A 21,760-nucleotide genomic window follows, 5' to 3' on the forward strand; every position below is an offset into this window, starting at 1 on the left:
GCGCCCACTCTAGGACAAGCGAAAGGCGCCGTACGGTGGTTGACCGTACGGCGCCCGGGGCACTCAGGGGTCTCTTCTCACACCTTGAGGTACTTGCGCAGCGCGACGAAGGCCGCAAGTGCGGGCATCAGCAGGCCGATCGCGATGACGAGCGGCAGCTTGGCGAGGACGGCGTCCCAGCCGATGAAGTTGACGAGCTGCATCTTGTCGGCGAGTGCGATGCCGTGGTCGATGAGGAAGTACCGGCCGACCAGGAGCATGATGCAGGCGACGGCGCCGCCGAGGAGACCGGCGAATGCGGCCTCCATGATGAACGGCATCTGGATGTAGAAGCTGGAGGCGCCGACCAGTCGCATGATGCCGGTCTCACGCCGTCGGCTGAAGGCGGAGACGCGCACCGTGTTGACGATCAGCATCAGCGCGATGACCAGCATCAACCCCATGACGCCGAGCGCGGCGATGTTCATGCCGTTCATCAGGTCGAATAGGTTCTGCAGGATGTTGCGCTGGTCCTGGACGGACTCCACACCGTCCCGCCCGGCGAAGGCCGTGGCGACGACCTTGTACTTCTCGGGGTCGTGGAGCTTGACCCGGAACGACTCCTGCATCTGGTCGGGCGTGATGACCGAGGCGATGGCGGTGTCGCTGTACTGCTCCTTGTAGTGCTTGTACGCCTCGTCGGTGGACTCGTGGTGCACGGTCTCGACGATGTCCATCTTCTTCAGATCGGCCTCGATCTGCTCCTTCTGCTGCGCGGTCACCGCGCCCTTGGCGCACTTGGTGGAGGCGGCCGCGTCGTTCTTGTTGCAGAGGAAGATGGAGACGTTGACCTTGTCGTACCAGTAGTCCTTCATCGTGCTGACCTGCTCGCGCATGAGCAGCGCACCGCCGAACAGGGCGAGCGAGAGGGCCACGGAGACGATGACGGCGAAGGTCATCGTGAGATTGCGCCGGAGGCCGACGCCGATCTCGGAGAGCACGAACTGAGCGCGCATGGTGTTCTATCCCCTACCTGCTCAGTGCTGGTATCCGTAGACGCCGCGCGCCTGGTCGCGGACGAGGCGGCCCTTTTCGAGCTCGATGACGCGCTTGCGCATCTGGTCGACGATGTTCTGGTCGTGGGTCGCCATGACGACGGTGGTCCCTGTCCTGTTGATGCGGTCGAGCAGCTTCATGATGCCGACGGAGGTCTGCGGGTCGAGGTTGCCGGTGGGCTCGTCGGCGATCAGCAGCATCGGGCGGTTGACGAAGGCGCGGGCGATCGCGACGCGCTGCTGCTCACCGCCGGAGAGCTCGCCGGGCATCCGGTCCTCCTTGCCGCCGAGGCCGACGAGGTCGAGGACCTGGGGCACGGCCTTGCGGATCTCGCCGCGCGGCTTGCCGATGACCTCCTGGGCGAAGGCGACGTTCTCGGCCACGGTCTTGTTGGGCAGCAGCCGGAAGTCCTGGAAGACGGTTCCGAGCTGGCGCCGCATGTGGGGCACCTTCCAGTTGGACAGCCGGGCGAGGTCCTTGCCGAGGACGTGCACCTGGCCATGGCTGCAGCGCTCCTCGCGCAGGATCAGCCGGAGGAAAGTCGACTTTCCGGAGCCGGAGGAACCGACGAGGAAGACGAACTCCCCCTTCTCGATCTCCAGGGATACATCCCGGAGCGCGGGGCGGTTCTGCTTCGGATAGGACTTGGAGACGTTGTCGAATCGGATCACGGATGCACCACGGTCGGCCGGGAGTAGGTGTGCGCGACCTTACGCGACCGACGATGGCGCGCGCAGTCGCGGTCCCGGCTTGCGTGCTTTATCCTTTTCGCCCTTCGGGGCGGAAGCGATGCGATCCGGGTGTAATCCGACGGGGCGCGCCGAAACGCCTCGGAGCTGGCACAGTGGTAGGGGAACGCTCGGGTGCCACCGGGCGTTGTTCCCGATGTGGACCCTGTGCGGGAGGAGGAGAGCGCATGACCTATGACCGACTGGTGTGCGCCAACTGCGCGGCCCCCGTCGCGGAGGGCCGCTGCCCCGTCTGCCGCGCGAACCGGGAACGCCTCGACCCGTCGACGGGCCTGACCCCGGCGATGGTGCTGGCGCTCGTGGTCGCCCTGGTGGCGATGGTGGCGCTGCTCGCCGCACTGCAGACCGCGTAGGACCCCACGGGGGCCTCCGCATACGAGCCGGACACGAGAGAGGGCCGGGGGTGCGCCCCCGGCCCTCTCTTTCATGCCCTTACGACCTGACGGTCACCGAACCGCTCAGACAGCGGCGCGGCCACCGCCGACCAGACGCGGGAGCATCCGGAAGCCGATGCCACCGGCGATCATGGTCGCGGCACCGATGATCAGGAACGAGGTCTCGGCGGCGCCGGTCTCGGCCAGCTCCTCCTTGGCCTTGCCCTGCTCGACGGGCTGCGAGCCGGCGTTGTCGGTGTCGGGGTTGTTGTTGACGCACTCGGCGCCGTCGACGTCGACGGTGCAGGTGCCGGCGTCGTCGGTGGAGTCGTCGCTCGGCGTCGTCGGCGCAGGCGTCTCACCCGGGGTGGTCGGCGTCGTCGTCGGCGGCGTGGTGGGCGGGGTCGTGACCGGCGGCGTGGTCACCGGCGGCGTGGTCACCGGCGGAGTCGTGACCGGCGGCGTGGTCACCGGCGGCGTGGTCACCGGCGGAGTCGTCACCGGCGGAGTCGTGACCGGCGGGGTCGTCACCGGCGGCGTGGTCACCGGCGGCGTGGTGGGCGGAGTCTCCTCACAGCCGGGCGTGCCCGGGATGCAGGTGGGGTCGACCTCGGGCAGCTCGGCCTGGACGCCGATGTTCAGGTCGACACCCACAGCCTGAGCGGCGCCGGCCGCGGTCAGGGACGCACCGGCGGCGATCACCGCACCTGCGGCTATCCGTGCGAAACGGACCCGCGTCTTCTTCGTCATGTGCCTGCTACCCCCAGTAGCTCAATCTCGTCATGGAGCCGCGTTCGGGGCCACGGGCACGGGGGCGGCGTGATCACTCAACCAGCCCCCGGTCACACACGCCCCATAGATACGCATGCCGCGTGCCACCCTTCCGAGTTTCCGCATACGCGTCAAGGTCGTTGCGCGTGCGATGCCCGAAAGATCACGAGTTGCCTGCCATGCGGGGATGCAACTGTGACGTAAACGTGGAACTGCCGTCCTGGTGAGGCCAGTTCCCTTGTCGACAAAGCGCCCGGCAGACCCGGTTTCCGCTTGCGCCCGCGAATCCTCCACGGCGACCCGTGGGCCCCCTGCGGGAGCGCCGATGAACTCCGGCCGCAGACACGGCCCCCGGCCGTCCGTACGGCCAACCCGACACCCACACCCTCGACCTGGCCCGGCATCAGCAGTCCTGTCCGAAGGCCTGCGCCTGGGCTTACCTGCCCCTGGGCGTACGCCGATGGGCCCCGCACGCGCGCGTGCGGGGCCCATCGTGGTGGAGCGACGTGGGTGTTACTTCTCCTGCTGCTTGCGCCAGCGGATGCCCGCCTCGAGGAAGCCGTCGATCTCGCCGTCCAGGACCGACTGCGGGTTGCCGACCTCGAACTCCGTACGGAGGTCCTTGACCATCTGGTACGGGTGCAGGACGTAGGAGCGCATCTGGTTGCCCCACGAGCTGCCGCTGTCCTTCAGGGCGTCCATCCTGGCGCGCTCCTCCTGGCGCTGGCGCTCGAGGAGCTTGGCCTGGAGGACGTTCATGGCGCTCGCCTTGTTCTGGATCTGGGAGCGCTCGTTCTGGCAGGAGACCACGATGCCCGTCGGGAGGTGCGTGATGCGCACCGCCGAGTCGGTCGTGTTGACGCCCTGGCCGCCCGGGCCGGAGGCGCGGTAGACGTCCACGCGCAGCTCGGACTCGTCGATCTCGACGTGGTCGGACGACTCGACGACCGGCAGGATCTCGACGCCCGCGAAGGACGTCTGACGGCGGCCCTGGTTGTCGAACGGGGAGATGCGGACCAGACGGTGCGTGCCCTGCTCGACCGAGAGCGTGCCGTACGCGTACGGCGCCTTGACCACGAAGGTGGTCGACTTGATGCCGGCCTCTTCCGCGTACGAGGTCTCGTAGATCTCCGTGCCGTAGCCGTGCCGCTCGGCCCAGCGCAGGTACATGCGCTGGAGCTGCTCCGCGAAGTCGGCCGCGTCGACGCCGCCCGCCTCCGCGCGGATGTTGACCAGCGCCTCGCGCTCGTCGTACTCGCCGGAGAGGAGCGTACGGACTTCCATCTCGTCCAGCGCCTTGCGGACGGAGACCAGCTCCGTCTCCGCCTCGACGCGCGTGTCCGGGTCGTCCATCTCCTCGGCGAGCTCGAAGAGCACCCCGAGGTCGTCGATCCGGCCGCGCAGGGCCTCGGCCTTGCGGACCTCGGCCTGGAGGTGCGAAAGCTTGCTGGTGATCTTCTGCGCCGCCTCCGGGTCGTCCCAGAGGGACGGGGCCGCGGCCTGCTCTTCGAGCACGGCGATGTCTGCCCTCATCTGTTCGAGGTCCAGTACGGCCTCGATCGACCCCATGGTCGAGGAGAGGGACTTCAGCTCTTCGGATACATCGACGACTGCCACGCGTCCAGCGTAACGGCTCACCGCAAATGCCAGACCCCGCCGACCCCACCGACCTCCCGGTACGGCTGCGGCTACGGCTCCGTCGACGTCTTCGAGTCCTGCGGCGGTGCGGCGCCGTCCTCGGCGGTCGCCAGATAGCCGCCCACGCCCAGTGCGCCCGCGACGACGACCGCCGCGATCGAGAGGGTGATCCGGCGCTTGCGGACCGTCCCGGCCTTGTGGCGGGCCGAGCCGGGGCGCCGGGCGCTCGCCGAGCGCGGGGCGCGTGCGGTGCCCAGGGGGCCGCCCGCGAGCTCGTCGGGGGCGGGGACGCGCATGGAGGTGTGGGTGTCCCGGTTGGAGTCGGGAGCGGCACCGGGGACCAGCGGGACGGCGGCCCGGCGGGGGGCGGCACCTCCGCCACCCGTCGGGTACGGGTCCTCCTCGCGCGGCTCCGGCGTCTGCTGCTCCGCGTCGTCGGGTTCGTCCACGTCCAGCGGGGGCAGCCCGGCCAGCAGCGGCAGGCACTCCCGCAGCCGGCTTGCCAGCTCCGAGGCGCGCAGCCGGGAGGCCGGGGCCTTGGCCAGGCACTGGACGATCAGCTGCCACAGCTCCTCGGGGATGCCCGGCAGCGGGACGACCGTCTCGGTGACGTGGCGGCGCAGCACGGCGCCCGGATGGCCGCCGCCGAAGGGCGTGAAGCCGGCCAGGAGCTCGTACAGGACGGTCGCGAGGGCGTAGATGTCGACCGCGGCGCGCGGCGGCAGACCCTCGACGATCTCCGGGGCGAGGTAGTCCGGTGTACCGATGATCCGGGTCGCCTTCGTGCGGCCCGGGGTGTCGATGAGCTTGGCGACGCCGAAGTCGGTGAGGAGCGCCGGGTGGGCGCCGCCGGGGCCGAGCGGGCCCTCCATGTCGAGCAGGATGTTCTCCGGCTTGACGTCACGGTGGACGACTCCGGCGGCGTGCGCGGCGGCGAGTCCGTCGGCGACGTCGGCGATGATCGCGACGGCCGCCTCGGGGGCGAGCCTGCGCTCTCGGTCGAGGCGGGTGCGCAGGTCGGTGCCGCGGACCAGGTCCATGACGAGGGCCAGGTCGTTGCCGTCGACGACGAGGTCGCGGACGGAGACCACGCGCGGGTGGTCGAGACCGAGGAGGGCGGTGCGCTCCTGGACGAAGCGGCCGACGAGCTCCTGGTCCGAGGCCAGGTCCTCGCGCAGCAGCTTGATGGCGACGGGGCCCTCGGGGCCCTCGCCGAGCCACACCGTGCCGGCGCTGCCCCGACCGAGGATCTGGTGGGCCGTGTAGCGGCTGCCGATATTCCGTGCCAAGACTGCTCCCTCAGCGGCTGGCGGACGCGTCAAAGTTACGCGTCCGCGGCCGCCGGTCGTCACTTCCGAGGGGAAATCACCCCTCGGAAGTCGATAAATCGGCAGTACTACTGCCCCGTACCGCCGGTAGTAGTACCACTGTCGGTGCCCGTCGAGTCCGCCAGGCCGGAGACCCAGTCGGTGAAGGACGAGATCCCGTCCCCGAGGGCCTCCCAGTAACCCTTGCCCTCGGCGATCCAGCTCTGGAGCGGGGTCAGCTCCCAGATGAGCCAGCCCGCGACCACGAAGAGCAGGATCGAGAAGAGACAGCCCTTCAGGCAGCCGAGCCCGGGGATCCGCATGGGGTTGGCGCCGCGCTGACGCGGCGCACGCGGCTCACGGCGGGCCGGCGGCTGCGGAGTCTGCGGGGGCGGCTGCGGCGGGTTGTACGCCTGCTGGGGCCGCGAGTACTGCTGCGGCTGGTGCTGCTGGTGCTGCGGCGGCTGCGGCGCGTACTGCTGCTGCGGCGGCTGCTGCTGGTACCGGGGCGGCTGCTGGGGCTGCTGGTACGGCTGCGGCGGCCCCTGCCGGTGCTGCGGCGGCTGCGGCTGGCGCTGCGGACGGCGGCGCAGCGGGTCCTCGCTGGGGTCCAGGTACTGGACCTGCGTCTGCTCGTTGCGGTCACGGGCCGCGCGCAGCTGGTTCTGCCAGGGGTGCGGCTGCTCCTCGTCCGGCGCGCCCTGCGGCGGCTGCGGCGGTACGGGAGGCATGACCGCGGTCGGGTCCGCGCCGCCCATCGGGCCGGACGTCTGCATGACGCTGGTCGGCGCGGCCGGGTCGTAGTGGGCGCCCGCCCCGCTGGGCAGCACCTGGGTCGGGTCGGCGGCGCCGGGGGTCTCCGGGACCGGCGCGGGCGCCGGGTCGGGGGCGAGCAGCGCGCCGACACCGTCGGCGGCCTCGATCTGCGCGGGTGTGGCGTGCACACCGATGCCGGCGGCGACGGCACGCAGGCCGCGGGCCAGGTTCTGGGCGCTGGGCCGCCGGTCGGGGTCCTTGCTCAGGCAGCGCTCTATGACCGTCCAGAGCGGGCCCGGGACGGTCGAGGGACGCCGCGGCTCCTCGCTGAGGTGGCGGTGCAGCACTTCGAGGGCCGTTCCGCCGGCGAACGGGGGACGGCCGGTGACCAGCTCGTAGAGCAGGATGCCCGCACCGTAGATGTCCACGGCGGAGGTCTGCGGACGGCCCTCGGCGGACTCCGGCGCGACGTACGCGGGCGTGCCGACGAATTCGTGCGTACGGGTCAGGCCCGGGGAGTCGGCGAGGCGCGCGATGCCGAAGTCGGTCAGCATCGGGTGCATCTGGCCGCCCTGCTCGGAGAGCAGCACGTTGGCGGGCTTGAGGTCGCGGTGGACGACGCCGTCGGCGTGGCTGGCGGCGAGCGCGTCGGCGATCTGGGCCGTGAGGAGCGCGGCGGCGACCGGGGTGAGCGGGCCGTTCTCGCGGATGTACCGGTGCAGGTCCGGGCCCTCGACGAGGTCCATGACCAGCGCGAGGACATCGCCCTCGACGACCAGGTCGCGGGTGCGCACGATGTTGGGGTGGGTGAGCCGGAGCAGCACGGACCGCTCGCGCAGGAAGCGCATCACGATGTCCGCGTCGTTGGCCAGCTCCTCCTTGAGGACCTTGATCGCCACGGTCTCGCCGGGCTGGCCCTGCACGGCCGCCTCGGCGCCCGCGGCCTCCCTCTGGCGGGCTCGCCAGACGGTGCCCGTGGCGCCGCGTCCGAGCGGCTCCTCGAGCAGGTACTTGCTGCCGATTGGCCGCACGTCACGCGCTCCCTGCTGATCGTGGTCCTGGGGGGTCCCGGGGTCCTTGTCCTCTGTTGTGACCCGTCCGGGTGTCCGACCCACTTTAGTGCCGCCGAACGGGTCAGGGGTCGACCCCAAGACGGCTGATTCCTACGCCGGACTTGTCCGAAAACAAGACGCTCATGGCGCACCGGCGGTTGCCACGGAGGTCGGAAGGCGTACTCAACCAGGCACTTTTACGTCCACAGCCGACCATTCAAGATCACTTGGAGGCGACCCGCAGGCGGGTTGTCAGCGGCAGGTGCGAGGATGCACACAGCACGCGCGTCGAGGGTCGGGAGCCCCCGCGCCGTGCCGACCTGTACCGGACGACGTGTCCGTGCCGGGTGGGGGGAGGCACGGGCGGTCCCCCTGCCGGGCACCACGCGCAGAAGGGACCGCTGACGGCGATGCAGATCCGGCTGACCGTCCTCGCGCCGCACGCCGGCCACGGCGCGGGGCGCGCCTGCGACGTGCTTGTCACCGCTCCGGCCGGGACGGCGCTGGCCGCCGTCGCCTCCGGTCTGGCGGCCGCCGTCTCCGGGCCCGACACCTCCCTCTCCGGTTCGACCGTGCTCTACGCGGGCCGGGAGCGGCTCGACGCGCGGCGCTGCTCGCTCGGCGAGCCCCCGCTGGTCGACGGCGCGGTGCTGACGCTCCAGGTCCCCGGCGAGGACGACCGGCCGGACGAGGCCACATCGGCCCGGCTCCACGTGGTCGCGGGGCCCGACGCGGGCGGTGTGCACCTGCTGCACCGCGGCCCGGTCGGGATCGGCCGCTCCCTGGACGCGGACGTTCCGCTGGACGACCCCGACGTCTCCCGGGTCCACTGCACGGTCACGGTCGGGGACGACGGCCGCGTCACCGTCGCGGACCTCGGCTCCACGAACGGGACGACGCTGGACGGCGTGGCGGTCGGCGACCGCCCCGTCCGGCTGGCGCCCGGCGCCCTGCTGCGCCTCGGCGAGTCCGCCCTCCGCCTGACGGGCCCGGGCGACCCCGGTACGGACACCCTGCCGACGGCCCCGGACGGCGAGGGCCACCTGCGGGTGGACCTCGGGGCGGCGGGCGGGGCCGGGCAGGAGGCCGAGCCCGGCTCCCAGCCCGGGTCCTCACGCCACGCCACGAGCGCGGGGACGGCTACGAGCACGGGTACGGGTACGGGTACGAGCGCGGGTACGGCGCTCGGCGGCGGCGCCTTCTCCCTGTCCGCCGACGCGACGCACGGAGGCTCGCCCGCGCACGCGCGCGCCGAGGAGCCCGTGGACGGCGCGGTTTCGGGAGGCGAGGCGCACAGCAGGACCCGGCAGACCCCGCGCCAGACCGCTCCCCCGCGCGGCAAGCGGGGGATAGGAGCGTGGGCGCGTCGGTTCGCCGGTGCCAGGGAGGACCTGCCGGTCCCCGGTGCCGACCTCGGCGCGGACACCGACGCCCAGTTCGCCGGCGAACGGCCCCCCGGTCCCCCGCCCAGCCCCGAGACCTGGCCCGACCCGGCCGCCGTGCTGCTCACCGCGCTCGGCCCGGGCCCCCGGCTCTGGGAGCGCGGCCCGGACCACCCCGAGGCCCTCGTCGTCCGGCTCGGTACGACCGACCGCGCCGAGCTGTCCGGAGTGCCGGTCACCGTCGGGCTGCGCGAGGCCGGTTCCCTCGGGCTCGCGGGCCCCGGCGACCGGCTGGCCGGACTCGCCCGCTCCGTGGTGGCCCAGCTCGCCGCCCTGCACTCCCCCGCCGATCTGGAGATCGTGCTGATCAGCGCGGACCGGAACCGTTCCCTGGAGGAGCGGCGGCGGGCCTGGGGCTGGCTCGGCTGGCTCCCGCACCTGCGCCCGGCGCACGGCCAGGACTGTCGGCTGCTCCTCGCGTACGACCGCGATCAGGCCCATGCCCGTACGGCGGAGCTCACCCGGCGGCTCGACGACGGCCCGCTCGGACCGGGCTGGCCGAGCGCCGACCGCGCGGCGGTCGCGGAGGCGGCGGCGCGGTACGAAGGGCCGGTCACGGTCGTGGTCGTGGACGGCGACCCCGGGTCGGCGGCGCTGCGCGAGACCACCGCGCGGCTCGCCGGGGCGGGGGCGGCCGCCGGTATCCATCTGGTCTGTCTGGCCGAGGCGCCGGCCGCGTCGCCGGTGTCGCCGGTGGCGGCGACGTACGAGAGCGCGTGCGCGGCCTCCCTGGCCTTCCGCGAGTGCGGGGCGGTCGCCCTGCTGAGCGGTGACGTGGCGACGGCGCTGCGGCTGCTGCGTACGGCGGGTGGCCGGGCCGCGGGTCATGGGACCGTCGGTGTGGTGGACGCGGTGTCGGTCGCCTGGGCGGAGCGCTTCGGGCGGGCGGTCGCGCCGCTGCGTACGGACGCCCCCGCCGCGCACGGGCGGACGGCGGCGACGGCGCTGCCCCGGTCCTCCCGGCTCCTCGACGAGCTGGGGCTCGCCCGGGCCACGCCCGCCTCGCTGCTGACGCGGTGGGCGGCGGCGGGCGAGGGGACGGCCGTCCTGGGTGCGGGGCCGCGCGGGCCGGTCTCGGTGGACCTCACGGAGGAGGGCCCCCATCTGCTGATCGAGGGGCCCGCGGGCAGTGGGCGCACGGAGCTGCTGCGCTCGATCGCGGCGTCCCTCGCGGCCGGGGGACGCCCGGACCGACTGGGGCTGCTGCTGGTCGACGGCGCGGGCGGTGAGCGCGGCGAGGGTCTCGCGGCGTGCACGGAGCTGCCGCACGTCACGGAGCACCTGGTCGCCTCGGACCCGGTACGGATGCGGGAGTTCGCCCAGGCGCTGGGCACGGAGCTGAAGCGCCGGGCGGAGATCCTGGGCGACGGGCACTTCGCCGACCGCCAGGCGGCGGCACGCATGATCGGCCAGCGCGGCCCGAGCGCGGCGGAGACGATGCCCCAGGGCGCCCGCGCGGCCGCCCGCATCCCCGACGCCCGCGCCGCCGACGTCGCAGACCGCCCCAGCGGCCGCACGCTGCGCACGGGCGAGGGCCTGATCGGCGACCGCCCGGGCACGGACACCGGCAGCCGGAGCGCCGGGCCGGGCGCCGATGACCTCACGTACCGCCCGAGCGGGCGGACCTCCCGCACGGGCGCGGGCCCGGACGGCCACGGCACCCGCACGGGCGCGGACGATCTCACGTACCGCCCGAGCGGCCGGACGACACGCACGGGCGCGGACACCGACCACCGCACCACCCGCGCGGGCGCCGACGATCTCACGTACCACCCCAGCGGCCGCACGGCCCGCGCCGGCGACGGCACCCTCGGCGACCGGCCCAGCGGCCGCACCGCACGCCCCGGTGCCGACGACCTCGCCGACCGGGCCGGTGGACGCGTCCTGCGGTCCGCGGCGGCCGAAGAACCCGGACAGTCGGCGGCCGGGCTCGTTCCGCGCCCCGGCAGGGAGCACGATCCGCGAGCGGGTGACGAGGCCGCCGCGCTGCCCCGGCTCGTCGTGCTCGTCGACGACTTCGACGCGCTCGTCGCGCCCGCGCTCGGTTCGCCCGGGCGGCCCGCCGCCGGGTCCGTCGTACGGGCTCTGGAAGCCGTGGCACGCGGCGGCGCGCGTCTCGGCGTCCATCTGGTCGCGACCTCCGCACGCCCCGACCGGACGGCGGACACGGAGCTGGCCCACGGCCCCGGCGCCCGCCTGCGGATCGTGCTCGACGCGCCGCCCGTCGCGCCCGGGCCCGACGACCCGGCGCCCGGCCGGGGACGGCTCGGGCACCCGGACGGCCGCGTGACCCCGTTCCAGGCCGGCCGGGTCACCGGCCGCATCCCGCGTACGGCGACCCTCCGCCCGACCGTCGTCCCGCTGGAGTGGGAGCGGATGGGTGACCCGCCCACCCGCAGACCCGTGCGCGAACTCGGCAACGGCCCGACCGATCTGGCGCTCCTCGCCAGCGCCCTCGACCGCGCCGCACGCTCTCTCGACGCCACCCCCCTGTCCCCCCTCACACCCGCCGCCCGCTCCTGACGGAACGTCACGAGCGAATCACGATCACCCACTTGACACGGAAGGCGGTATTGCGGGGCCGGTGCCCCCGGCGTAGACCTGAGCGCACGGGACACGCACCGCGCACAGGAGAGACGGGGCAGAAATGCGTACAACTCTTCGTACACGCAGAGCCGCACCGACCGTCGTCACGGTCACCGCGCTCACCCTCGCACTCGCGCTCGCCGGCTGCGGCGGCGGCGAGGACAAGGGCGACGGCACCAAGGAACCCGGCCCACCGGCCACGTCGAGCAGCTCCCTGAAGCTGCCCTCGCTCAAGGGCGAGAAGATCGAGGTCGCCGCCGTCTGGACCGGCCCGGAGCAGGAGAACTTCACCAAGGTCCTGAAGGAGTTCGAGAAGCGCACCGGCGCCACCGTCACCTTCGTGCCCGCCCAGGACCCGATCGTGAACTTCCTCGGCACGAAGATCGCCGGCGGCTCCCCGCCCGACGTCGCGATGCTCCCCCAGGTCGGCGCGATCCAGCAGGCAGCCGCCCAGAAGTGGCTGAAGCCCGTCGGCCCCGACGCCAAGGAGCAGCTCGCCAAGAACTACTCCCAGGGCTGGCAGGACCTCGGCGCCGTGGACGGCACGCAGTACGGCGTGTACTTCAAGGCCGCAAACAAGTCCCTGATCTGGTACAACAACGCCGCCTTCGAGAACGCGGGCGCCACCGAGCCCAAGACCTGGAAGGAGTTCCTGACCACCGCGGAGACGATCTCGGCCTCCGGTGTCACGCCCGTCTCGGTCGGCGGCGCGGACGGCTGGACGCTCACGGACTGGTTCGAGAACATCTATCTCTCCCAGGCGGGCCCGGCCAAGTACGACCAGCTCGCCAAGCACGAGATCAAGTGGACGGACGCGTCCGTCACCCAGGCGCTCACCACCCTCGGCGAGCTGTTCGGCAAGCCGGAACTGATCGCGGGCGGCGCGGCGGGCGCTCTGCAGACGGAGTTCCCCACCTCGGTCACCCAGACCTTCACCGGCGGCGACCAGCCCAAGGCGGCGATGGTCTTCGAGGGCGACTTCTCGGCCATCAACATCGCGCAGACCAGCGCGAAGATCGGTACGGACGCGAAGGTCTTCCCCTTCCCGGCGGTCGGTTCGGCGTCCCCGGTCGTCACCGGGGGCGACGCGGCGGTGGCCCTGAAGGACACCAAGGGCGCCCAGGCCCTGCTGACCTTCCTCGCCTCCCCCGACGCGGCCGCGATCTGGGCGGGCGCGGGCGGCTACCTCTCGCCGAACAAGGGCCTGGACCTGGCCGCGTACCCGAACGACGTCCAGCGGGAGATCGCCAAGGCGCTCCTGGAGTCCGGGGACGACTTCCGCTTCGACATGTCGGACCAGATGCCGCAGTCGTTCGGCGGCACGCCCGGCAAGGGCGAGTGGAAGGCGCTGCAGGACTTCCTGAAGAACCCGAAGGACATCGCGGGGACCCAGGCGCGCCTGGAGGCCGACGCGGCCAAGGCGTACAAGAGCTGACGCGGGTGGCGTCCGCGTCCAGGGCCCCCAAGGCCCCCACGGTCACGGGCACGCGCAGGACCGTCGCGGCGGGGTTCCTCCTCCCCGCACTGGTCCTGCTCGGCGCGCTCGTCGTCTACCCCATCGGGTACTCCGTCCAGCGTTCGTTCTTCGACAGGTCCGGGGACTCCTTCGCCGGACTCGACAACTACGTCGCCCTCTTCACCGACGACACGATCCTCACCGCCGTCCGGAACAACGCGATCTGGGCGGTCGTCGCCCCGACCGTCGCGACCGCGCTCGGCCTGATCTTCGCGGTGCTCACCGAACGGGTGCGCTGGGGCACGGCGTTCAAGCTGATCGTATTCATGCCCATGGCGATCTCGATGCTGGCCGCCGGAATCATCTTCCGGCTGGTGTACGAGCAGGATCCGGACCGGGGTGTCGCCAACGCCGTCTGGGTCGGCGTCCACGACACCTTCGCCGAATCGTCCGGCTTCCCGCGGGCGCGCCCTCTGCCGGTCCACCCGCTGGAGGCGGCGGGCGGCGGCGCGTACGTGACGAAGAGCCCGGTCCGTACGGGACAGCCGGCGCGGCTCCCGCTGATCGGTGTCGCGCCGGCGCAGATGCCGAAGGACGCCCGCCCGGCGCACGAACCCGCGCCGTCGCGGGAGGGCGGGATCACCGGCACCGCGTGGCTGGACTTCACCAAGGGCGGCGGCGGGAAGCCGAACGCCGTGGACGCGAAGGAGGTCGGGCTCAAGGGGCTGCGGATCGAGGCGGTGAGGGACGGGACGGTGGTGGCCACGACACGGGCGGCGGCCGACGGCTCGTTCACGCTCCCCGCCTCGGCCGACGGCGCGGTCCTGCGGCTGCCCGCGAGCAACTTCCGCGAGCAGTACAACGGCGTGGAGTGGCTGGGACCTTCGCTCGTCACCCCGGCGGTCATCGGCAGTTACGTGTGGATGTGGGCCGGGTTCGCGATGGTCCTGATCGCGGCCGGTCTGGCGAGCGTGCCGCGCGAACTCCTCGAAGCGGCCCGCGTCGACGGGGCGAACGAGTGGCAGGTGTTCCGCCGGATCACCGTCCCCCTGCTCGCACCGGTCCTCGCCGTCGTCCTGGTCACCCTGATGATCAACGTGCTGAAGATCTTCGACCTGGTCTTCATCATCGCGCCGGGCTCGGCACAGGACGACGCGAACGTGCTGGCGCTCCAGTTGTACCGCTCGTCCTTCGGCACGGACGCGGATCTCGGGGTCGGCTCCGCAATCGCCGTCCTGCTGCTCCTGCTGGTGATCCCGGTGATGGCGTTCAACATCCGCCGGATGCGAAGGGAGGCCCGCAGGTGACGGCGACGAACGAGGACGACAAGGACGGCTCCGGGCTCGGCTCTCCCGCGACACCGGGCGACGGCCCCACGGCCACGTCGGGCGACGGCCCTACGGCCGCGTCGGGCGACGGCCCTACGGCCGCGTCGGGCGACAGCTCCGCACCGGGCCTCGGCTCTCCCGCTGCGTCGGGCTCCCCGCCGGGACCCCGGATCGGCTCGCCCCGGGGCTCCCGCGCCGGAACGCCTCCGGCCGCCGCCGTCCGGGACGGGTCTCGGACGCTTGCCGGGCCCGGGGCCCGACCGGTCGCCTCGCTCGGTGCCCGGCTGGCCGCGCGCGCCGCCGGCGGCGTGATGCGGGTCTTCCTGGTTCTCGTCGGTCTCTTCTGGCTGATGCCGACGGTCGGGCTGCTGCTCTCCTCGCTCCGCGGCCCCACCGACATCAGCGAGAGCGGCTGGTGGAAGGTCTTCACCTCCCCGGCCCAGCTGACCGTCGACAACTACTCCGCCCTCCTCTCCAACGAGACCATCACCCGCTCCCTCGTCTCCACGATCCAGATCACCGTCCCGGCCACGCTCCTGGTCCTCGTCATCGGCTCGCTCGCCGGATACGCCTTCGCCTGGCTGGAGTTCCCCGGCCGCGACTGGTGGTTCCTGGTGGTCGTCGGGCTGCTCGTGGTGCCGGTGCAGGTCGCGCTCGTGCCCGTCTCGAAGCTCTTCGGCGCGATCGGCGTCTTCGAGACGACGCTCGGGGTCGTCCTCTTCCACACCGCGTTCGGACTCCCCTTCGCGATCTTCCTGTTGCGGAACTTCTTCGCGGAGATCCCGAAGGAGCTGCTGGAGGCGGCCCGGCTGGACGGGGCGGGCGAGATCCGGCTCTTCACCCGGGTGGTCCTGCCGCTCGGCGGGCCGGCGATCGCCTCGCTCGGCATCTTCCAGTTCCTGTGGGTGTGGAACGACATGCTCATCGCGCTGATCTTCGCCGACTCCGAGTCGCCGCCGATCACGGTGGCGCTGCAGCAGCAGGTGCGGCAGTTCGGGAACAACATCGACGTGCTCGCGCCAGGCGCGTTCCTGTCGATGGTGATCCCGCTGGCTGTCTTCTTCGCCTTCCAGCGGCAGTTCGTCACGGGCGTGATGGCGGGGGCGGTGAAGTAGCGCCGAAGCGGGCCGCGCGGTACGGGTCCGGCGGCGTGGCCGGACCCGTACCGCGCCGTACGTCACGACGGGCGCAGGTGCCCGATCCTGACGTGGTGCCGCTCGGCCAGCCGCCGGGCGATCAGCGAGCGGTGGCAGGCCTCCGGGTCACGCTCGACACAGAGCAGCGCCGCGGTCCCCCGGCTCGGCAGCCCCGACACGATCGGAGTGAGGTCGGCGCGGTCGAGGATCTCGGCGGTGTAGCGGCGGGTGTACTCGGCGGCGAGCTCGCGGCGCGAGCGCTTGCCGACTCCCTGGCGATCGTCCTCCGCGTACTGGAGCCGGCGCAACTCGGTGGTGGGGGCCAGCTCGGGGTGGCGCTCGTAGGCGATCCCGGCCTCGGCGAGGGCCGTCTGCAGCCGGCGTGAGTTCGCCCAGGCGTACTCGGGGCCGCGGACACCCCGGCGCTGGCGCACGTCGAGCAGCAGACGCACATCCGCGTCCCGCAGGCGTTGCAGGAAGGACGCACCGTCGAAGCCGTAGACGCCGATCGTCACCATGCCGAGCACGGACATCACCCACCCGCATCCCACTCTCGTACGCGCTCCGACCGGCCGCGCTCCGGCGGCGGCGAGGTCGCGTCACGCGACGGCGGTCCCCTCGAGTTCGACCATCAGATCGGGGATCGCGAGCCGAGTCACCCCGAGCATGGTGGTGGGCGGTGCCACCCCGGCGGCGCCCAGCCGCGACGCCAGCACCCCGTAGTGCGCGAAGAGCCGGTCGACGTCGGTGGTGTAGACGCTGAGCCGGACGAGGTTCGCGAGGGACATGCCGGCCTCGCCGAGCACGGCCTCCAGGTTGTCGAGGCTCAGCGCCACCTGCGCCGCCATGTCACCGGCGTGCACGGGCTTGCCGTCGCCGTTCATCGCGGTCTGTCCGGCGCAGTACAGGGTCCGGGTCTGCCCGGAGACGACCTCGCCCTGGTTGTAACCCAACTCCACCGACCACGCCCACGGATTGACCGCCGTTCGCTCCATCGCCACCACAGCTCCGTTCGATTCGTCGACCTCGCGTACGCACGTCCCACGGCGTACGCCCCACGGCTCGGCAGCCAGGGGCTGCCTCGTCGTGCTGTAAAGCCTCGCAGCGAATCGCGACACCCTCTGTCATGTATTTCAGTAGGGTCGCCGCATGCGCGCCGACCGGTTGGTCTCGCTGGTACTGCTGCTGCGACAGCACGGCCGGCTGTCCGCGACCGCGCTCGCCCGCGAGCTGGAGGTGTCCACCCGCACCGTGCTGCGCGACATCGAGGCGCTGTCGGCGGCCGGTGTCCCGGTCTACGCCGAACGCGGCCGGCACGGCGGTTTCGCGCTGCTGCCCGGCTTCCGGACCGAGCTCACCGGGCTGAACCACGACGAGGCCCTCGCCCTGCTGGTCGCCGGATCGCGGCGCGGCGCGCAGGCGTTCGGCCTGGGCTCGGCGCTCGCCTCGGCGATGCTCAAGGTGGTCGACGCGCTGCCCGAGAGCTATCGGGAGACCGCGGCCGGCGCGGCCGGGCGCTTGCTCATCGATCCGGAGACCGACCTCCTCTCGCGCCCGCTGGTCGCCGAGGAGGTGCCCGACACCGTGACGGCCGAGATCCTGCGCGCGGTGTTCGCCGGACACAAGCTCCGCATCCACTACGCGGCGGTGGACCAGCCCCCGAAGTGGCGCACGGTGGACCCGATCGGCCTGGTCACCGTCCGGGACCGGGGCTACCTGCTGGCCACGAGGTCCGGAGCGGACCGCACCTACCGGCTGTCCCGGGTCCTGGCCGCCGAGGAGCTCGCCGAACCCGCTCAGCGACCGGACCGGGTCGATCTGGACCGGGCCTGGCAGGAACGCGGCACGCGGTTCCGGACCGGCGGCGACCAGGTCGCCGTGCAGGTACGGGTGGATCCGGCGCGGAGGGAGGAGCTGGTGGGCACCGCTCTGGCCGTCCTCGACGAGGAGACCGACGCGGACGGCAGGCTGCGCCTCGAGGTGACCTTCCAGGATCCGAGACATGCCGAATGGGCGCTGTGGCAGCTCGCGACGGACGCGGAGGCACTGGCCCCGGAGTGGCTGCGCACCTCGCTGCGTGACCGCGCCGCCGCGATCGCCACCCGGTACGGGGCGTCGCCCTGAGGGTCTCGCCCTAGGCCGTGAGCGCCGCCACCGCCGAGCGCGCCAGGTCGTCGACGTACCCCTTCGGCAGTTCGCCGCGCACCACCACGAGTCGCCAGTAGAGCGGCCCGACGATCAGGTCGAGGGCGCGCTCCGGGTCGGTTCCGTCCGGCAGTTCGCCGCGTGACACGGCCTCGCGGACGATCTGCGCGACGACGCCCTGCTGGCCGTCGAGCAGGGCGGCCTTGATCGCGTCGGCGATCTCCGGCTGCCTGGCGGCCTCCACCAGCAGGTCCGGGATGACCTGGGAGGCCACGGGGTGGCGCAGGGCGTGCGAGCCGACCTCGAGGAGCGCGCGCACGTCCCCGTACAGCGACCCGGTCGACGGCGCCGGCAGCCCCTGCGTGGCGAACGCGCCGAGCAGGTCGAGGACGAGCGAGAGCTTCGACTTCCAGCGGCGGTAGACGGCGGTCTTGCCGACGCCCGCGCGGCGCGCGATGCCCTCGATGGACATCCGGGCGAAACCGACGGTGGCCAGCTCCTCGAAGACGGCGGCGCGGATGGCCTCGGTCACGTCCTCCCGGAGCACGGCGGCTCCCGCGGGGGCGCGGCGGGGGGATCCGGGGCGTGTCGTCATGGGCGGATCCTAACCAACCGCGCAACCGGACGTCACGACGAAACGGTTGCGTTGCGACGTCTCCACGTCCTACTCTCCCCGTAGCGACGATACGGACCCGTTCCGTCGTCAGCGATGCCCCGCCCCCTCGCCGAAAGCGACCTCGTGACCACCGAGACGCTCACGAAACCCGACTCCCGGGCCGCGCAGGACCTGCGCGCGCTCGCCCTGCGCCACGGCCTGGCGGTCAGTGGCGCCCGCCCGACCCTCCCCGCGTACGTCCGACAGCTCTGGTCACGCCGCGCCTTCATCTCCGCGTTCGCGACCGCCCGGCTCACGGCGCAGTACAGCCACGCGAAGCTCGGCCAGCTCTGGCAGGTGATGACCCCGCTGCTCAACGCGGCGGTCTACTACCTGATCTTCGGCATCCTGATGAACGTCCAGGAGGGCATCCCGGACTATGTGCCGTTCCTGATCACCGGTGTCTTCGTCTGGACCTTCACCTCCCAGTCGATCATGACCGGCACGCGGGCGATCAGCGGGAACCTCGGGCTCGTCCGCGCCCTGCACTTCCCCCGCGCGAGCCTTCCGCTGGCCCTGGCGCTGCAACAGCTCCAGCAGCTCGTGCTCTCGCTCGGCGCGCTGGTCGGGATCCTGTTCTGCTTCGGCGAGTTCCCCCGCCCGAGCTGGCTGCTCGCCCTGCCCGCGCTGTTCCTCCAGGCGCTCTTCAACGCCGGGGTCGCGCTCGTCATGGCCCGGCTCGCCGCCCGCACCCCGGACATCGCGCAGCTGATGCCGTTCCTCCTCCGCACCTGGATGTACGCCTCCGGGGTCATGTGGTCCCTCGACCATCTGGCGCGGAGCGGTCGGATCCCCGACCTGGCGATCACGGTCCTGCAGTGCAATCCGGCGAGCGTCTACATCGACCTGATGCGCTTCGCGCTGATCGAGAGCTTCACCGCCGACCGTCTGCCCCCGCACGTCTGGGCGCTCGGCGCCGGCTGGGCGCTGGTGGCCTTCGTGGGCGGATTCATCTACTTCTGGAAGGCAGAGGAGACGTACGGCCGTGGCTGAACAGACCCTGACGACGAGCCCGACGGCGACCCCGGCGGCGTCGCGATCCGAACGCACCCCCACCGTCGTCGCCGACGGCGTCCACATCACGTACACCGTCAACGGCGCCCGTACCGGCAAGGGCAGCGCCACCGCCGCGCTCAACCGGATCTTCACCCGCCGCGCCACTCCCGGCGCCCGGAAGGTGCACGCGGTCAAGGGCGTCAGCTTCGCCGCGTACCGAGGTGAGGCGATCGGCCTGATCGGTTCGAACGGATCGGGGAAGTCCACCCTCCTGAAGGCCGTCGCGGGCCTGCTGCCCGTCAATCAGGGCAGGATCTACACCCGCGGCCAGCCCTCCCTCCTCGGGGTGAACGCGGCCCTGATGAACGACCTGACCGGCGAGCGCAACGTGATCCTGGGCGGGCTCGCGATGGGCATGACGCGCGCGGAGGTCGACGCCCGCTACGACGACATCGTGGACTTCTCCGGGATCAACGAGAAGGGCGACTTCATCTCGCTGCCCATGCGGACGTACTCCTCCGGCATGGGCGCCCGCCTCCGCTTCTCCATCGCGGCGGCCAAGAGCCACGACGTCCTGCTGATCGACGAGGCGCTGTCCACGGGCGACGCCCGGTTCCGCCGCCGCAGCCAGGAGCGGATCAACGAGCTGCGGGCCGAGGCGGGCACCGTCTTCCTGGTCTCGCACTCCAACTCCACGATCACGCAGACCTGCGACCGGGCGCTGTGGCTTGAGGCGGGCACGCTGCGGATGGACGGTCCGGCGAAGGAGGTGGTGGCGGCGTACGAGGCGTTCACCAAGAAGGCCTGACAAAAGACCTGATATCCACCCAAACAGCAATAGAGTGCGGTTTCGATGACGACGCATCGCGACCGCACCCCGCCGCCCCCTCCCGACCCGGACTCCGGACCGGACGACGCACCGGGGACAGGCCCGCACGCCTCACCGGCAACCGGCCACGCCGCCGAACCGGCAACCGGCCACGCCGCACCCGGCTCCGGCGCGGGCACGGGCGCCAAGGCCACCTGCGCCCCGCCGCCCCCCGCCCTCACCAGCTCCCCCTTCGCCTCGGACACCTTCACCTCGGCCACCTTCGTCCAGGTCGGCCGCGGCCCCGCCCTCGCCCTCACCGTCGTCTGGACCCTCACCCGGGCCGGCATGCTGCTGCTCCTGCTGCGCGACAGCCTGGGCGTCGGCGGGGTCGGCCGCGAGGTGTACGTCCTCTACCAGCACTGGTACCGGCAGTTCGGCCACGGCACCTTCCCCGTGAACGACGTCACCTGGCAGTACCCGCCCGGCGCCGGCCTGGTGATCATGTCCCCCGGCGCGCTGCCCTGGCTCACCTACTTCCAGGCCTTCGTCGCCCTCACGCTCCTCGCCGACGCCGCCGTCACCCTCGCCCTCGCCCGCGCCGACAGCAGCCGCGTCACCCACGGGGCCTGGGTCTGGGTCTGCGGACTGCCGCTGCTCCTGCACATCCCGCTGGCCCGCTACGACGTCCAGGCCACCGCCCTCGCCGTCCTGGCGCTGCTCGCCCTGACCTCGCGCACGCGCGCCGTCCCCCGCCTCGGCGGCGTGCTGGGCGGCGTGCTCGCCGGGGTCGGCGCGCTCGTGAAGGTGTGGCCGGTTCTCGCCCTTATCGGCACCCCCCGGGGCCGTACCACCCGCGACGCCTGGATCGCGGCCGCAGCCACGGCCGCCGCCCTCCTCGCGACCCTCGCCCTCTTCTTCTCGCACTCTCTCGGCTTCCTGCGCCAGCAGGGCAGCAGAGGCGTCCAGATCGAGTCGCTGGGCGGCACAGCGCTCGCGGTCGCCCAGTGGGCCGGAGTCTGGCCGGGCACCGCCCAGTACCGCTACGGCGCCTTCGAATACGTCGGCCCGTACGTCTCCAGTCTGGGCCGGCTCGCGCTGCTCCTGACCGTCCTCGCGTTCGTCTGGCTGCTGGTGTGGCGGCTGCGGGCGCGCACCTGGACCGAGGCGACCCCGCTGGACGCGGCGCTCGCCGCCGTCCTGCTCTTCACCGTCACGAGCCGGGTGATCAGCCCTCAGTACATGGTCTGGCTGCTCGGCCTCGCCGCCGTCTGTCTGACCTCCCGCCGGACCGTGATGCGTCCGGTGGCGCTCATGCTGCTTCCCGCTGCCGGGCTGAGCTCGCTCGCGTACCCGGTCCTCTACGACGACGTGGTGGCCGGCTCCCTGCCCGGCGTGGCGGTCATGGTGGTCCGCAACGGGCTGCTCCTCGCGTGCGCGCTGCTCGCCGCGCGCCGCCTGTGGACCTCCACGACACGGCCGGAACCCCCGCCGCCGATCTCGCAGCCGCAGGAGTGACAAGCGGA

The 21,760-nt window shown here is 72.5% G+C and carries 18 protein-coding genes; 9 read left to right on the forward strand and 9 right to left on the reverse strand.

All coding sequences use genetic code 11. The features are described from left to right. Positions 1-77: 77 nt before the first annotated feature. Both ftsX and ftsE read right to left on the reverse strand, forming a co-directional pair. Positions 78-995 (reverse strand): permease-like cell division protein FtsX, encoded by a 918-nt coding sequence (gene ftsX, locus ACZ3OF_RS26790; protein ID WP_361439415.1) that lies wholly within the window; start codon positions 993-995, stop codon positions 78-80. A 21-nt stretch (positions 996-1,016) separates the two neighbouring features. Then, entirely contained in the window at positions 1,017-1,706 is a 690-nt protein-coding gene (gene ftsE / locus ACZ3OF_RS26795; RefSeq protein ID WP_215071052.1) for a cell division ATP-binding protein FtsE, read from the reverse strand. A gap of 245 nt (positions 1,707-1,951) precedes the next feature. Here ftsE and ACZ3OF_RS26800 point away from each other — a divergent pair, with 245 nt between their 5' ends. Continuing rightward, complete coding sequence (locus ACZ3OF_RS26800; RefSeq protein WP_361673768.1) at positions 1,952-2,137, forward strand: hypothetical protein; 186 nt, start codon at positions 1,952-1,954, stop codon at positions 2,135-2,137. Positions 2,138-2,242: 105 nt separating this feature from the next. On the opposite strand, the gene ACZ3OF_RS26805 is transcribed toward ACZ3OF_RS26800, so the two are convergent. The 4 genes from ACZ3OF_RS26805 to ACZ3OF_RS26820 all read right to left on the reverse strand — a co-directional run bounded on the left by ACZ3OF_RS26805 (position 2,243) and on the right by ACZ3OF_RS26820 (position 7,661). Further along, positions 2,243-2,908 carry an LPXTG cell wall anchor domain-containing protein gene (locus ACZ3OF_RS26805; RefSeq protein WP_361673769.1) on the reverse strand — a complete coding sequence of 222 codons (666 nt, stop codon included), beginning with the start codon at positions 2,906-2,908 and terminating at the stop codon, positions 2,243-2,245. Positions 2,909-3,442: 534 nt separating this feature from the next. Beyond that, positions 3,443-4,546, reverse strand: a complete 1,104-nt coding sequence (prfB, locus tag ACZ3OF_RS26810; protein ID WP_361673771.1) for a peptide chain release factor 2 — start codon at positions 4,544-4,546, stop codon at positions 3,443-3,445. A gap of 71 nt (positions 4,547-4,617) precedes the next feature. After that, the gene (locus ACZ3OF_RS26815) at positions 4,618-5,856 is read right to left on the reverse strand and encodes a serine/threonine-protein kinase (protein WP_361673773.1); all 1,239 of its coding nucleotides are present in this window, start codon (positions 5,854-5,856) and stop codon (positions 4,618-4,620) included. Between the two features lie 107 nt (positions 5,857-5,963). Next, positions 5,964-7,661 (reverse strand): serine/threonine-protein kinase, encoded by a 1,698-nt coding sequence (locus tag ACZ3OF_RS26820; RefSeq protein ID WP_361673775.1) that lies wholly within the window; start codon positions 7,659-7,661, stop codon positions 5,964-5,966. A 431-nt stretch (positions 7,662-8,092) separates the two neighbouring features. On the opposite strand from ACZ3OF_RS26820, the gene ACZ3OF_RS26825 reads away from it, so the two are divergent. The 4 genes from ACZ3OF_RS26825 to ACZ3OF_RS26840 all read left to right on the forward strand — a co-directional run bounded on the left by ACZ3OF_RS26825 (position 8,093) and on the right by ACZ3OF_RS26840 (position 15,609). Beyond that, positions 8,093-11,647 carry an FHA domain-containing protein gene (locus ACZ3OF_RS26825; RefSeq protein ID WP_467307234.1) on the forward strand — a complete coding sequence of 1,185 codons (3,555 nt, stop codon included), beginning with the start codon at positions 8,093-8,095 and terminating at the stop codon, positions 11,645-11,647. A 124-nt stretch (positions 11,648-11,771) separates the two neighbouring features. After that, complete coding sequence (locus ACZ3OF_RS26830) at positions 11,772-13,145, forward strand: ABC transporter substrate-binding protein (protein WP_361673779.1); 1,374 nt, start codon at positions 11,772-11,774, stop codon at positions 13,143-13,145. Beyond that, complete coding sequence (locus ACZ3OF_RS26835) at positions 13,142-14,473, forward strand: carbohydrate ABC transporter permease (RefSeq protein ID WP_467307266.1); 1,332 nt, start codon at positions 13,142-13,144, stop codon at positions 14,471-14,473. Before ACZ3OF_RS26830 ends, ACZ3OF_RS26835 begins: the two co-directional genes overlap by 4 nt. Before the next feature lie 305 nt (positions 14,474-14,778). Then, positions 14,779-15,609, forward strand: a complete 831-nt coding sequence (locus ACZ3OF_RS26840; protein WP_361673852.1) for a carbohydrate ABC transporter permease — start codon at positions 14,779-14,781, stop codon at positions 15,607-15,609. 62 nt (positions 15,610-15,671) lie between these two features. On the opposite strand, the gene ACZ3OF_RS26845 is transcribed toward ACZ3OF_RS26840, so the two are convergent. Together ACZ3OF_RS26845 and ACZ3OF_RS26850 are read right to left on the reverse strand one after the other, a co-directional pair. After that, positions 15,672-16,163, reverse strand: coding sequence for a DUF488 domain-containing protein (locus ACZ3OF_RS26845; protein WP_361673783.1), 492 nt, complete (start codon positions 16,161-16,163; stop codon positions 15,672-15,674). 66 nt (positions 16,164-16,229) lie between these two features. Continuing rightward, on the reverse strand, positions 16,230-16,625 hold the full coding sequence (locus ACZ3OF_RS26850; protein WP_467307238.1) for a RidA family protein: 396 nt from the start codon (positions 16,623-16,625) through the stop codon (positions 16,230-16,232). 154 nt (positions 16,626-16,779) lie between these two features. On the opposite strand from ACZ3OF_RS26850, the gene ACZ3OF_RS26855 reads away from it, so the two are divergent. Next, entirely contained in the window at positions 16,780-17,754 is a 975-nt protein-coding gene (locus ACZ3OF_RS26855; protein ID WP_361673787.1) for a helix-turn-helix transcriptional regulator, read from the forward strand. 10 nt (positions 17,755-17,764) lie between these two features. On the opposite strand, the gene ACZ3OF_RS26860 is transcribed toward ACZ3OF_RS26855, so the two are convergent. Then, positions 17,765-18,370 carry a TetR/AcrR family transcriptional regulator gene (locus ACZ3OF_RS26860; RefSeq protein WP_361439392.1) on the reverse strand — a complete coding sequence of 202 codons (606 nt, stop codon included), beginning with the start codon at positions 18,368-18,370 and terminating at the stop codon, positions 17,765-17,767. 114 nt (positions 18,371-18,484) lie between these two features. On the opposite strand from ACZ3OF_RS26860, the gene ACZ3OF_RS26865 reads away from it, so the two are divergent. From ACZ3OF_RS26865 to ACZ3OF_RS26875, 3 genes are read left to right on the forward strand one after another with little or no spacing between them, the layout of a single operon-like run. Further along, positions 18,485-19,423 (forward strand): ABC transporter permease, encoded by a 939-nt coding sequence (locus ACZ3OF_RS26865; protein WP_467307240.1) that lies wholly within the window; start codon positions 18,485-18,487, stop codon positions 19,421-19,423. Further along, the gene (locus tag ACZ3OF_RS26870) at positions 19,416-20,234 is read left to right on the forward strand and encodes an ABC transporter ATP-binding protein (protein WP_467307242.1); all 819 of its coding nucleotides are present in this window, start codon (positions 19,416-19,418) and stop codon (positions 20,232-20,234) included. Before ACZ3OF_RS26865 ends, ACZ3OF_RS26870 begins: the two co-directional genes overlap by 8 nt. A 45-nt stretch (positions 20,235-20,279) precedes the next feature. Further along, entirely contained in the window at positions 20,280-21,752 is a 1,473-nt protein-coding gene (locus tag ACZ3OF_RS26875; protein ID WP_467307245.1) for a glycosyltransferase 87 family protein, read from the forward strand. Positions 21,753-21,760: the final 8 nt, after the last annotated feature.

The sequence above is a fragment of the Streptomyces sp. NPDC022552 genome (assembly GCF_055561875.1).

Coding starts and splice junctions, on each gene's coding strand:
- ACZ3OF_RS26830 (WP_361673779.1), top strand. CDS start 11,772: ATGCGTACAACTCTTCGTACACGCAGAGCCGCACCGACCGTCGTCACG.
- ftsX (WP_361439415.1), bottom strand. CDS start 995: ATGCGCGCTCAGTTCGTGCTCTCCGAGATCGGCGTCGGCCTCCGGCGC.
- ACZ3OF_RS26825 (WP_467307234.1), top strand. CDS start 8,093: ATGCAGATCCGGCTGACCGTCCTCGCGCCGCACGCCGGCCACGGCGCG.
- ACZ3OF_RS26845 (WP_361673783.1), bottom strand. CDS start 16,163: ATGTCCGTGCTCGGCATGGTGACGATCGGCGTCTACGGCTTCGACGGT.
- ACZ3OF_RS26875 (WP_467307245.1), top strand. CDS start 20,280: ATGACGACGCATCGCGACCGCACCCCGCCGCCCCCTCCCGACCCGGAC.
- ACZ3OF_RS26855 (WP_361673787.1), top strand. CDS start 16,780: ATGCGCGCCGACCGGTTGGTCTCGCTGGTACTGCTGCTGCGACAGCAC.
- ACZ3OF_RS26860 (WP_361439392.1), bottom strand. CDS start 18,370: ATGACGACACGCCCCGGATCCCCCCGCCGCGCCCCCGCGGGAGCCGCC.
- ACZ3OF_RS26865 (WP_467307240.1), top strand. CDS start 18,485: ATGCCCCGCCCCCTCGCCGAAAGCGACCTCGTGACCACCGAGACGCTC.
- ACZ3OF_RS26850 (WP_467307238.1), bottom strand. CDS start 16,625: ATGGAGCGAACGGCGGTCAATCCGTGGGCGTGGTCGGTGGAGTTGGGT.
- ACZ3OF_RS26805 (WP_361673769.1), bottom strand. CDS start 2,908: ATGACGAAGAAGACGCGGGTCCGTTTCGCACGGATAGCCGCAGGTGCG.
- ACZ3OF_RS26800 (WP_361673768.1), top strand. CDS start 1,952: ATGACCTATGACCGACTGGTGTGCGCCAACTGCGCGGCCCCCGTCGCG.